Here is a 14,138-nt window from a genome sequence, read left to right as displayed (position 1 = left end):
GGTTCAAATCGCCTCTAGTTCGCTCAAAAAGTCACGAAGGTCATCAAAATCTTCCACGCTGCCGGCGCGGAAAGTGGCTGCGGCCTGCACGTAGGCGCGCAGCGATTCGGTCTGGAACAGTTCCATCAACGGTACGTCCAGGCCGAGCTCGGCCTGCACCCGCGAGGTAATCTGGATAGCCAGCAAGGAGTGACCACCGACATCAAAGAAGTTGTCGTTCAGGCCCACTTGCGGCAGGTGCAGGATGTCGGCCCAGATCGTGGCGATCTGCTGCTCCAACTCGCTCTGGGGCGCCACATACGCCTGCTGCATCTGGCTCGTATCCGGCACCGGCAGGCCTTTGCGGTCGAGCTTGCCGTTGGGGGTCAGCGGCATCTGCGCCAGGAATACGAAGTGGCTGGGCACCATGTAGTCCGGCAGGTCGGCTTTCAGGGCACGACGCAGGGCGTCACGGAACTCAACCTGGTCGGCCAGGCTGGCGTCGGCCGGTACCACATAGGCCACCAGTTGTTTGCCGGTCGGCCCCTCCTGGGCGACCACCACGGTTTCACCGACACTGGCTTGCTCACGCAAGCGCGCTTCGATTTCCCCCAGTTCGATACGGAAACCGCGGATCTTCACCTGATGGTCGACACGCCCCAGGTAATCCACCACGCCATCCGGACGCCCGCGGGTCAGGTCACCACTGCGATACACGCGACTGCCGGGCTTGCCGAACGGGTCCGGCACGAAACGCTCGGCAGTCAGTGCCGGGCGCTCCAGATAACCCCGGGCCACGCCCTCGCCGCCCAGGTACAACTCGCCGGCTACGCCGATGGGCTGCAGGTTCAGTTGCGCATCCAACACGTAGCCACTTCGGTTGCCCAACAAGGTGCCGATGGGCGCGTAGACAGCTCCGCAAGGGTCGCCCTTGCGTGCCTTCCACAGCAGCGGCGTGACCACGGTTTCGGTCGGGCCGTAGCCGTTGAACAGGTATTCAGGCTTCAGCGCGCGCCACGCCAGGTCATAGCTGGCTTGAGCAACGGCATCACCACCGAAGCAATACACCCGCACCGCCGGTGGGTTGCCGTCGCGCTCGGCATGTTCGGCCAACTGTTGCAGGTACACCGGTGGGAACACAGCCATGGTCACGTCGTGGCGATGCATCTGCTCGTAGGTGTATTCCGGCAGCCACAGGCTGTCATCACGGATCAACACGCTGGCGCCGTTGATCAGCGGGTGCATCCAGCCTTCGTGGGAACCGTCGAAGGCGAAGGACATGAAGTGCAGTTCGCAATCGGCCGGTGAGGTCTCATAACGCTCGCCAGTGGCGATGATATGCGCCACCAACGGCCCATGAGCCACCGCCACGCCCTTGGGCAAACCGGTGGAGCCGGAGGTGTAGATCACGTAGGCAAGGTTGTCGCCGTCCAGAGCCACATCCGGTGCCGTATCGCTGTAACCGGCCCATTCTTCGGTGCGATCAATCGCCAGGGTATCCAGACCCTCGGGGACTGGCAGTTGCTGCAACGCCCGGCTGTGAGTCAGCAGCAGTTGCGCACGGCTGTCTTGCATCATGTACAGCAGGCGATCACGTGGGTATTCGATATCCAGCGGCACATACACACCACCGGCTTTCATCACCGCCAGGAACGCCACCATGATCTCGGCACTGCGCGGCATGGCGATGGCCACCCGCACTTCCGCGCCGACACCACGGGCGATCAGGGCACGGGCCAGGCGATTGGCCTGGCGATCCAGTTCACCGTAAGTCAGGGTTTGAGTATCGAATTTAACCGCCACTGCGTCCGGGGTTTGCCGGGCGCAATCGCCGACCAATTCATGCACCAGGCGCTCGGCTGAAAAACCGGTGTCGGCCTGATTCCACAGCTCAAGAATCTGCTGTTGCTCATCCTCGCCCAGCAAGCTCAATTGGCTGATGGGTTGCTGTGGGTCGATCACCATTGCCCGCAAGAGGTTCTGCCAATGCCCGGCCATGCGCTCGATGGTCGCCACGGCGAACAGATCGGTGGCATAACTCAGAGAGGCACGCAGGGCCGTCTGGCTTTCTTCCACATCCAGCGCCAGGTCGAACTGGGCCACGCCTTCGTCCAGGTCCAGGACTTCGACGTGCAGGTCGGCCAGGCGATGCAGATGGCTGTCGGCAGCGCTCACACGGTGGTTGAACAACACTTGGAACAACGGGCTCAGGCTAAGGCTGCGCTCCGGTTGCAATGCCTGCACAAGCTGTTCGAACGGCAGGTCCTGGTGAGCCTGGGCCTCCAGGGAACGCTGACGCACCTGGTGCAGCAGTTGCTCGGTGCTCATTTGCCCGTGGATATCGGCCTTGAGCACTTGGGTGTTGACGAAGAAGCCGATCAACCCCTCGGTTTCCAGGCGATTGCGGTTGGCAATCGGCACGCCCACGCGCACATCTTCCTGGCCGCTGTAGCGATGCAGCAACGCCTGGTAAGACGCCAGCAGCAGCATCGGCAGCGTGACGCCAGCGTGCTGCGCCAGTGCGCGCAAACTGCCCAACAACTCCGGATGCAACTCGATACCCAAGCGTGCGCCACGATGGCTTGGCTGTGCCGGGCGCGGATGGTCGAACGGCAACTCCAGCACCGGTTGCTCGCCGCTCAACAGCTCGCGCCAGTAGGCCAGTTGACGCGCCTGCTCCCCCGCCTCCATCCAACCGCGCTGCCACACGGCATAATCGGCGTACTGGATCGGCAGCGCCGGCAATTGCACGTCTTGGCCTTGGCTGTTAGCGGCATACGCCTGCACCAACTCCTCGACCATCAACTGCATCGACCAGCCGTCAGAAACGATGTGATGCTGCACCAGCACCAGCACGTGGTCGTCCTCGGCCAGGCGCAGCAAGGTGGCCCGCAGCAGCGGCCCACGCAGCAGGTCGAAAGGCTGGGCGACCACCTGCGCGACCCGCGCCTTGAGGCCGGCATAGTCGCTGTCGACCTGCTCGATATCGACCCGGCCCTGGGCGTCAATGACTTGAACCGCGCCGGTGGCGTCCTGACGGAAATACGTGCGCAGGCTTTCATGGCGAGCCAGCAAGCTATCAAAGCTCTCTTGCAGCGCGGTCAGGTCCAACGGCCCTTGCAAACGCAAGGCGCTGGGGATGTGATACGCGGCGCCGGCCGGGTCCAGTTGCCAGAGGAACCACTGGCGCTCCTGGGCATAAGACAGCGGCAGAGGCTGCGTGCGGTCGACCTTGATCAACGCCGGCGCGGTGACGCCCTCCTCGCCCAAGGCCCGCACGAAATCACCCAGTAGCGGCTGTTCGAACAAGGCCTTGAGTGGGACTTCCAGCGCCAGGGCCTGACGCACCCGTGACACCACCCGCGTGGCCAGCAATGAATGCCCGCCCAACTCGAAGAAATGATCGTCGAGGCCCACCCGGGGCAATTCCAGTACCTCGGCCCAGATCGCCGCTACCTGCTGCTCACGCGGGGTGACGGGCGCTACATGGCCCTTGAGCGACAGGCTGGCATCCGGTTTGGGCAATGCCTTGCGGTCGAGCTTGCCGTTGGGGGTCAGCGGCAGGCTGTCGAGGAACAGCCACTGCGCGGGCACCATGTAGTCCGGCAAGCGCTCGCGCAGCGCGGTTTTATAGACCTGCGCCGCCTGCGGCGCGGCGCTGACCAGGTAAGCGATCAGCCGGTCGTTATCGGCCAGCACCACGGCTTCGCGTACGCCGTCGAACTCACGCAAGCAGGCTTCGATTTCACCCAGCTCGATACGGAAACCCCGGACCTTGACCTGATGGTCGACGCGGCCGATGTATTCCACCACGCCGTCGGCCCGATAGCGTGCCAGGTCGCCGGTACGGTACAGGCGTTCGCCCGGAGCCCCAAACGGGTTGGGCACGAAGCGTTCGGCGGTCAGCGCCGGCTGCCCGTGGTAACCCCGCGCCAGGCCGACACCGCCGATCAGCAGCTCACCGGACACACCTTGGGGGCATGGCGTGAGACCGGCATTGAGGATGAACAAGCCGGTATTGGCGATGGGCCGTCCAACGAACGGCAATGCCTGATGCAAACGATGAGCCGCCGACCAGATGGTGGTTTCCGTCGGGCCATAGAGGTTCCACAACGGGCCTTGCAGGTCGAGCATGCGCTGGGCCAAATCGACGGGCAGCGCTTCGCCACCGCACAGGCAGGCGATGCCACGCAGTGAATGAGCCCGTGGGCTGTCGAGCAACATGCGCCAGGTCGAAGGCGTGGCTTGCAGCACATTCGCCGCCTGACGCTGGGCCAGATCGAGGATCGCCTCGGGGTCGAGGGCCGTTGCCTGGGTGCTCAGCACCACGGTACCGCCGACACTCAGCGGCACATACAGCTCCAGGGCGAAGATGTCGAACGAGAAGGTGGTCAGCGACAACAGCCGCGCATCCTGGCCGATACTCAACGTGCCGGCCATGCCGCTGGTGAAGCTGCACAGCGCCTTGTGACGAACCATCACCCCTTTGGGCTTGCCAGTGGAGCCAGAGGTGTAGATCACGTAGGCCAGATGCTCCGGTGTCACGGCAACCTGGGGATTGTGCTGCGCTGTGCCGGCCTCCTCCACCATCAGCACCTGCACGCCGTGCGGCTGAGCCAGGTGCCCCAGCAGGTGCGGTTGGGTCAGCAATACCCGGGCGCGGCTGTCTTCAAGCATGTAGGCCAGGCGCTCTGCCGGGAATTGCGGGTCGAGCGGCACATAGGCGCCACCGGCCTTGAGGGTCGCGAGCAAGCCAACCACCATGTCCAGGGAACGCTCCACGTGTACTGCAACCAGCACGTCCGGGCCGACGCCCATGTCGATCAGACGATGGGCGAGCCGATTGGCGCGACGGTTGAGTTCGCCGTAGCTCAGGCGCTCATCATTGAAATGCAGCGCGATAGCGTCGGGTTGCGCCGCGGCCTGGGCCTCAAACAACTGGTGTACACAGCGTTCGCGTGGGTAGTCGGTGTCGCTGCGGTTCCAGTCGTGCACCATGTGCTGCCATTGCGACGGGCTGAGCATCGCCAGGTCGTCCAAGGCCACCGAGGCATCCTGCAGGACCGCGCGCAGCAGGTTTTGCCAATGCTCGGCCAAACGCTCCACGGTCGCCGCGTCAAACAGATCCGTGGCGTAAGTCAGCGAGGCCCAGAGACCGTCCACCGATTCCTCGGTTTCCAGGTTCAGGTCGAATTGCGTGCTGTGACCGGCCCAATCCACGGGCTGCAAATCCAGGCCGGGCAATTGCACCGGGGCTGAACGCAGGCTGTCCTGATGGTTGAACATCACCTGGAACAGCGGGTTATGGCTCAAGCTGCGCTCGGGCTGCAACACTTGCACGAGCTGCTCGAACGGCAGGTCCTGATGGGCCTGCGCCTCCAGGGCACGCTGCTTGACCTGGGCCAGCAACTGGTCGAACGGCATCTGCCCGTGCACGTCAGCTTGCAGCACCTGGGTGTTGACGAAAAAGCCCAGCAGTCGCTCGGTTTCGAAGCGATTACGGTTGGCGACCGGTACGCCGACACGCACCTGTGCCTGGCCGCTGTAGCGGTGCAGCAAGGTCTGGAACGAGGCCAGCAACAGCATGAACAGCGTCACGTCCTGACGCTGGGCCAGGGCCTTGAGTTCAGTCAGCAGCGCACGCTCCAGATGAATCTGGCGGCGCGCGCCACGATGGCTCTGCACTGCGGGGCGTGGATAGTCCAGCGGCAGGTCCAGCAACGAATGTTCGTGCCCCAGACGAGCGCACCAGTAATCGAGCTGGCGTTGTTGTTCCCCAGCCGCCATCCAGTCGCGCTGCCACTGGGCGTAGTCGGCGTACTGGATCGGCAAGGCCGGCAACCCTGCGTCGCCTTGGTACAGCGCCACCCACTCGTCGATCATCACTTGCATCGACCAGCCGTCAGAGATGATGTGGTGCTGGGTGATGACCAGCACATGGTGATCAGGCGCGACGATCAGCAACTTGACGCGCATCAGCGGGCCGTTGCGCAGGTCGAACGGGCGCTGGATCTCTTCGGTGACAGCCTGCTCGATAGCGCCGGCGTCGACCTCTTGTTGTTCAACCGGCACTGCCAGGCTTGGGTGGATGACTTGCACGATGTGCTCGCCCGACTCCACGAAGGTGGTGCGCAGTGGTTCATGGCGCTGCACCAGGGCCTCGACGGCGCGCTCCAGCGCCGCGATGTCGAGTTCACCGCGCAGGTGCAAGGCGGTGGGCACATGATAGGCCGCGCTGGTGGGATCCAATTGCCAGAGAAACCACTGCCGTTCCTGGGCAAAGGACAACGCCAGCGGCTGCTCACGGCCAACCGCCTGCATCACAGGCGCGGTATCGGCCTGCACGCCTGCGCACGCCGCTGCGAAAGCGGCCAGCGTCGGCTGTTCGAACAGGGCCCGCAACGGCACTTCCAGCTTGAGATCGTGGCGCACCCGGGAGATCACTTGGGTGGCCAGCAAGGAGTGGCCGCCGCGTTCGAAGAAGTGATCTTCCAGGCCAACCTGCTCGACCTGCAACACTGCTTGCCAGATCGCCGCCAACTGGATTTGCAATGGACTTTGCGGCGCCACGTAGGCGGCGCTGGCCTGGTTCAGGTCGGGTGTGGGCAGCGCACGGCGGTCGAGCTTGCCGTTGTGGTTCAACGGCAAGGCATCGAGGACCACCCAATGGCCCGGCACCATGTAGTCCGGCAACGTCTGGCGCAAGCGCGCCGCCAGTGCCTGGGCCTCCAGCGCTTGGCCTTCGGCGGGCACCACGTACGCCACCAACTGCACGCCGGTAGCGCTCGGCTGCGCAAGCACGGCGGCTTCTCGCACGTTGGGCAAGGCTTGCAGGCTGGCTTCGATTTCGCCCATTTCGATACGCAGGCCACGAATCTTCACTTGATGGTCGATACGCCCAACGTACTCCAGCGCACCCGCCGGGTTGTACCGGGCCAAGTCGCCACTGCGATAAAGCCGCGCACCGGGCATGGCGGAAAACGGGTCCGGCAAGAAGCGCTCGGCGGTCAGCGCCGGGCGGTCGAAATAGAGTTGCGCCAAGCCAACCTCGGCACCAATGCACAGCTCGCCCACGCCATCGGTGGCCAACAGTTGGAAACCGCTGTCGAGTACATACAGGCCGCGCCCGGCAATCGCCTGCCCGATTGGCACGCCGTAGGCGTCGTTGGCATCGGCCAATTGGCACTCATGCACGCTGGAGACCACTGTGGCTTCGGTCGGCCCGTAGGTGTTGACCAGGCGCACATTGCCCAAGCCCGCGGCGTACCACGCACGCACGCCCTCCACTGACATGGCTTCACCCCCCACATGCACCTGGCGCAGCTTGCCCAGGGAGCGACGGTGCTCGGCGCACTCTTGCGCCAACAGGTACCAGTAGGCGGCGGGCAAATCGGCCAGGGTCACGCCCTGCTCGACAATCTCTTGCGCCAGTTGGCCGGCATCCCAGAGTTCATCGCCACGCATGATCAACGCCGCGCCCGCACACAGGGGCGGGAAGCATTGCTCGACAAAACCATCGAAACTGAAGGTCGCAAACTGCAACACGCGGTCCTCGGCGCAAAGTCGGCTGTACAGCGTGGCGCTGTCACAGAACTGGCCGAGGGCGGCATGGTCGATGGCCACGCCTTTGGGCTGGCCGGTGGAGCCAGAGGTGTAGATCACATAGGCCAGGTCAGCCGCCGCCGCGTGATTAGGCGGATTGGTTGTCGGGTAGCCGGTCAGTTCGTCGCCACTGGCACTGAAATCCATGCGGGTCAGGCCGCGGGGCAAAGGCAAGTCGGCGAGCAAGCCGGTTTCGCTGAGCAGCACGTCCAGGCGGCTGTCGGCGAGCATGTAGGCCAAACGTTCCGCCGGGTATTCAGGGTCCAGCGGTACGTAGGCCGCCCCGCTTTTGAGCACTGCCAGCAGGCTGACGATCAACTGCGGCCCACGCCGCGAAGCCAGGCCCACCCGTTGGCCGGGGCCGACACCAAGCGCCAACAGGCGATGGGCCAGGCGGTTGGCGCGCTGGTTCAACTGGGCGTAACTCAAGCTGGCGTCACCGGCCTGTACAGCCAAAGCGTCTGGCGTCGCCTCGGCCTGGGCTGCGATACGCTGATGCACGCGTTCGTTGGCCTGGGGCGCTGCGGCTGAGCGGCTCAGAGCGACCATCTGCCGTTGCGCTGGGGCGTCGAGAAGGCGCAGGTTGCCCAGCGGCATGTGAGCGTCTGCGAGCAATTGCGCCAGCAGGTGTTGCAGGTTGGCGCTCAACTGCGCCACGTGCGCCTCGCTGAATTGGGCACGGTCATAACTGAATTCCAGGCGCAGGCTGGCGCCCAGTTCGATGCCCAGGGTTAATGGATAGTGCGTGCGCTCATGGTTGTGCAGGCGACCGAAGGTCAGGCCGGCCGGCGCGCCTTGCTTGAGCGCCTCGGCGACCGGGAAGTTCTCGAACACCAGCAAGGTGTCGAACAGCGCGCCCTGCTGGCCAGCCCAGCCCTGGATGTCGTAGAGCGGCACATGTTCATGGTCGCGCAGGCTGAGGTTGAGCGCTTGCAGTTCGCTGAGCCACGTCGCGGCCGACTGGGCTGGCGAGGCTGTGCTGATGATCGGCAAGGTGTTGATGAACAGGCCCAGTTGCTGCTCGATCCCCGGCAGCGGTGCGGAACGCCCGGCCACGGTGGCACCGAAGGCGACGCAGTCCTGGCCGGTGTAGCGTTGCAGCAATAGGCTCCAAGCCCCTTGCAACAGGGTATTGAGGGTGACTTTGTGCTGGCGTACGAACTCAGCGAGGCGGCGGGTAAAGTCGCTGTCCAGTGCCACGTGATGGTCAGCCATGCCAACCGCGTCCATCGGCTTGCGCAACGCTTGCGCCAGCAGGGTCGGCGCCGGCAATGCCGCCACGGCGGTTTTCCAGAACGCTTCGCCCGAGGACTGTTGTTGCAGCCAGGCGAGGTAATCGCGGAACTGCCCGAGCGGCGCCGGCACTGCCTGCCCCGCATAGTGAGCGATGACTTCACCGAGCAACTGCGCGTTACTCCAGCCGTCCATGAGGATGTGGTGGCTGGTGAAGATAAAGTGCCAGGCCGCACCGGCACCGCGCACCAGCGTCAGGCGAAACAGCGGCGCGGCATTCAGGGCAAAACCGCGTTCGCGTTCGGCCTGGGCCAGGGTGTCGAAATCGGCGTCGGGGTCTTCGATCACTTGCAGTTGCAGGTCGACCTGGCGCTGGATCAGCTGATGAGCACTGTCCAGGCCCAGCCAATGGAAGCTACTGCGCAGGATGTCGTGACGATCCAGTGCAGCCTGCCAGGCACGCCCGAAAGCGAGCAAATCGAGGCCCTCGATGTCCAGGCGCAACTGGTTGATGTAGGCCTGGGCCTCGGGTTCCAACAGGGTGTGGAACAGCATGCCTTGCTGCATCGGCGACAGCGGATAAAGGTCGGCAATCGCCGGCCCGGCCACGGGCAAGGCATCCAGTTGCTGCTGGGTGAGGCGTGCCAGCGGGAAATCCGACGGGCTCACCTGGCCTGCCGGCGTGGCACAACAATGCTCGATCAGCACCCTGAGTTCAGTTGCGTACTCGTCCGCCAGACCTTGAACAGTTGCCGCCTCGAACATCTCCCGGCTGAACCCCCATTGCAACGACAGCTCGCCGCCATATACCTGACCTTCCAGCGTCAGCCAGTTGGCCAGCGGCGCCTCTGGATCCTGGGCCTGGCCACTGCCCTGACTGGCCGGCACGAACAGTGCCGACTCGTTGAACTGACGGTCGAACTGGCCCAGGTAGTTGAAGGTGATGCGCGGCGCGGTAAGGTTCGCAAGGCTTTCCTGCGCGTGTGGCGCGCCCAGGTAGCGCAGCAGGCCGTAGCCCAGGCCTTTGTCGGGCACGGCGCGCAGTTGTTCCTTCACCGCCTTGATCGCCTCGGGCAACTCGCCTTCGGCGTGCAGACGCACCGGGTACAGGCTGGTGAACCAGCCGACGGTGCGGCTCAGGTCGATGTCGTCAAACAGATCTTCACGGCCGTGACCTTCCAATTGAATGAGCGCAGCAGGTTGCTCGCTCCAACGGCTGATCACCCGCGCCAGGGCGGTCAACAGCAGGTCGTTGACCTGGGTGCGATAGGCCGCTGGCGCGTCTTGCAGCAGTCGGCGGGTGTGCTCGACGTCGAGGCGTGTTTCCAGCTTGGCACCCAGGCGGTTTTGCAGGCCGCCTTCGGGGTGATCACACGGCAGCTCGGCGCCGATGGATTGGGCTTGCCAGTACGGCAGTTGCTCCTCGACGGTCTGCGCGTGGCGGTGCAACTGTTGCGCCCAGCGCTGGTAGGCACTGGTTTTTGCCGGCAGCACCTGTTCGCGGTAGGCCTGTTGCAGGTCTTCGAGCAGGATGCGCCAGGACACACCATCCACCACCAAGTGATGGATCACCAACAGCACACGCTGGCTGCCATCGGCCATGCTCACCAACGCGGCGCGCAGCAGCGGGCCTTGGGCAAGGTCAAGGCTGCGCTGGGCTTCATCACACAGCGCCGCCAGTTCAGCGTCGGTGCCGGCCTGGCATTGCCACAACAGCGGTTCGCTGACATAGGCAGCATGGCTCTGCTGCCAGCCGCCAGCCTGCTGCACAAAGCGCAGGCGCAAAGCGTCGTGATGCTGGATCAACCGCGCCAGCGCGGCCTCCAACCGTGCAGGCTCAAGCACCTCACCGGGCACCAGTAACAAGGATTGATTCCAGTGATGCCGCGCCGGGATCGGCTGGTCGAAAAAACTGTGTTGGACGGGCGTCAGCATCACCTCGCCACTGACCGGGCCCTGGTCGATCAGGCTGACCTGCTCAAAGCGCGCCACCAGAGCCAGGCTGCGGATGTTCTGGTACTGGAACAGGTCACGCGGGCTCAGGCGAATGCCGGCCTGACGGGCGCGGCTGACCACCTGGATAGAGATGATCGAATCGCCGCCCAGCTCGAAGAAGTTATCGTCCTGGCCGACCTGCTCAACGCCCAGCACGTCGCTCCAGATGGCAGCCAGGGCTGTTTGCAGGTCGCCTTGGGGGGCGACAAATGCCTGCTGCTGCGCCGCATCCGGCACTGGCAACGCCTTGCGGTCGAGCTTGCCGTTGGCGGTCACCGGCAGCTTGGGCAGCGCAATGAAATGCGTCGGCACCATGTATTCCGGCAAGCTGCTGAGCAACCATTCCTTGAGGCCCGTTGGCGCCTCGCCTGCGTGTACAAGATAGGCGACCAACTGCTTGCCGCCCTGTACCAGTACCACGGCTTCGCGCACGTGTGGATGCTGCATCAGGCGTGCTTCGATTTCACCCAGCTCGATACGTAAGCCGCGCAACTTGACTTGATGATCGAGACGGCCGAGGTATTCGATCACCCCATCGGCACGTTGGCGCACGCGGTCACCGGTGCGATACAGGCGTTCGCCTGTCACAAAGGGGCTGGGTACAAAACGTTCGGCGGTGAGCGCCGGGCGCCGATGGTAACTGCGCGCCAGGCCGACGCCGCCCAGGTAGAGTTCGCCACTGACGCCGGCCGGCACCGGGTTGAGTTGCGCGTCCAGCACGTAGGTGCCGAGGTTGGCGATGGGGCGGCCGATGGGCACGCTATCGGCGCCTTCGTCAATGCAGGTCCAGTGTGTGACGTCGATGGCCGCCTCGGTCGGGCCATAGAGGTTGTACAGCGCCGCAGCGGGCAACTTGGCGAACACTTGCTGTTGCGCGTCCAGGGGCAAGGCTTCGCCGCTGCACACAATGCGCGTGAGGCTTGCGCACGCCTGTACGCCCGGCTCATGGATAAACGCCTGCAACATCGACGGCACGAAGTGCAAGGTGGTGATGACGTGTCGGCCAATGGTGTCAATCAGGCGCGCCGGTTCACGGTGTTCGCCAGACGCCGCGACCACCAGGCGGGCGCCGGTCATCAGCGGCCAGAAGAACTCCCACACCGACACGTCAAAGCTGAACGGGGTTTTCTGCAACACCGCGTCATTGGCGCCCAGGCCATACGCCTGTTGCATCCAGCTCAAGCGGTTGACCAAGGCGCGATGGCTATTGCCGGCGCCTTTGGGCTTGCCGGTGGAGCCCGAGGTGTAGATCACGTAGGCCAGGTTGAGGGCATGCAAGGCCACGTTCGGTGAATCGCTGCTGTAGCCGTCGAGCAATAGCGCCGGCTGGTCCAGGGCAAATACCTGGATACCGGCGACGGGCAGCGACGCCAGCAGGCTCTGCTGGCTGAGCAGCAACTGAATGCCACTGTCTTCGATCATGTAGGCCAGGCGTTCCCGGGGGTACTCAGGGTCGAGGGGCACGTAGGCGCCACCGGCCTTGAGAATCGCCAGCAGGCCAACCACCATTTCGATGGAGCGCTCGATGCAGATACCTACCAGCACGTCGGGCCCCACGCCCTGCTCGCCCAGGGCATGGGCCAACTGGTTGGCGCGCGCATCCAGTTGGGCGTAGGTCAAGGTGGTGGTACCGAACACCAGTGCCGGTGCATCGGGGCTGCGCCGCGCCTGGTCTTCGATGAGGTGATGAATCCCGCGCTCGGTCGGGTACGCCTCGGCGGTCTGGTTCCAGCTGTGGACCAGCCGTTGCTGTTCAGCCGCGTCAAGCATGGGCAATTCGCCAATGCGCTGTTCGCCATCGAGCACCATGGCTTGCAACAGGCCGATCCAATGCCGGGCCATGCGCTCGATGGTGGGCGTATCGAACAAGTCATTGGCGTAGGTCAGCGCGGCATGCAGGGTGCCGGACTTTTCATAGGTGTCCAGTGTCAGATCGAACTGGGTGGTGCGGCCTTGCCATTCCACCAGGGCCAATTCCAGGCCCGATGCGGTGCTGACCGAGGCGATGTCGGCGACTACCGGCTGATGGTTATACATCACCTGGAACAGCGGCGTGTGGCTCAGGCTGCGCTCGATTTTCAGCGCTTCCACCAGCCGTTCGAAGGGCAACTCCTGATGGGCCTGGGCGCCCAGGGCATGCTCCTTGATACCTTGCAGCAACTCGGCAACCCGGGTTTGCCCGGTCAGTTCGGTGCGCAACACTTGGGTGTTGACGAAGAAACCGATCAGCCCCTCGACTTCGGTGCGATTGCGATTGGCAATCGGCACACCGACGCGAATGTCGCCCTGGCCGGTATAGCGGTGCAACAGCACATTGAAGGCACCGAGCAGCAGCATGAACAGGGTGACGTTGTGTTTTTGCGCGCAGCTGCGCAGTTGCGCGGCCAGTGCCGGCTCAATCGCGAAGTTGTGCCGTGTGCCTTGGTAGCTGGGCATGGCCGGGCGCGGGTGGTCGGTGGGCAGCTCCAGAACCGGATGTTCATCGCCCAGGCGAGCCTGCCAGTACTCCAACTGGCGGGCCTGCTCGCCCGCTTCCAGCCAGCGGCGCTGCCACAGGGCGTAGTCACTGTACTGGATGGGCAGCGCCGGCAGTTGGGGCGCTTCGTTGCGCTCATGGGCGTCATAGCAACGGATGAATTCGTCAATCAGCACATTCATCGACCAACCGTCGGAAACGATGTGGTGCAGGGTCAGCAGCAGCACGTGTTCCTGCTCGGCAAGCTTGAGCAGTTGCACGCGCAGCAGCGGCCCGTGTTCCAGGTCGAACGGCAACAGCGATTGACGGGTGGCGGCGGCGTTGACGGCCTGCTCCCGTGCGTCGATGGCCAAGGCCGTGAAGTCCAGGTGCTCGACGGTCACCGACGGCTCCACCGCCACCTGCACCAGCCGCTCATCAGCCTGACGCTGGAACACCGTGCGCAAGGTTTCGTGACGCGCCACCAGGTTGGCGAACGCTTGCTCCAGCGCTGGCAGGCTCAGCGCCCCCCTCAGGCGCACTGCGCCGGGCAAATTGTAGGCGCCGCTGGCCGGGTCCAACTGCCATAGAAACCACATGCGCTGCTGTGCGTAGGACAGCGCCTGACGGTCCTCCACCTCCACCCCTGCCGGAATCGGAAACCTTGAAAAATCCACGCCTTCTTTCTGCAAGGCTTGCAGGAACAGTTGGCGCTTTTCCAGGGGCAGCCCGATAAACCGGCGAGCAAGTTTCAAGGAGTCTTCAGCATTCATTTCTTGGAATCCGGGGCAATAGGCGGGAAGCACAAAGGCACGTCGTCCCTATAAAACGAACCGGGCGGGGAAAAATTAGCGGGGGAATGGGGGGCGCCGCA

At 64.1% G+C, this 14,138-nt stretch carries 1 protein-coding gene; it reads right to left on the bottom strand.

Going from position 1 to position 14,138, the window contains the following annotated elements:
* Positions 1–3: 3 nt before the first annotated feature.
* Positions 4–14,037, bottom strand: coding sequence for a non-ribosomal peptide synthase/polyketide synthase (locus ACP7CZ_RS12190; protein WP_426174343.1), 14,034 nt, complete (start codon positions 14,035–14,037; stop codon positions 4–6).
* Positions 14,038–14,138 lie beyond the last annotated feature (101 nt).

The organism is Pseudomonas sp. DWP2-2, from assembly GCF_049897065.1.
GTDB classification, from domain to species: domain Bacteria; phylum Pseudomonadota; class Gammaproteobacteria; order Pseudomonadales; family Pseudomonadaceae; genus Aquipseudomonas; species Aquipseudomonas paracarnis.
This window is presented reverse-complemented; position numbering and strand designations above follow the sequence as displayed.

Bases quoted from the DNA above. Each gene is read 5' to 3' on its own strand.
- ACP7CZ_RS12190 (WP_426174343.1), bottom strand. From the start codon at position 14,037: ATGAATGCTGAAGACTCCTTGAAACTTGCTCGCCGGTTTATCGGGCTG.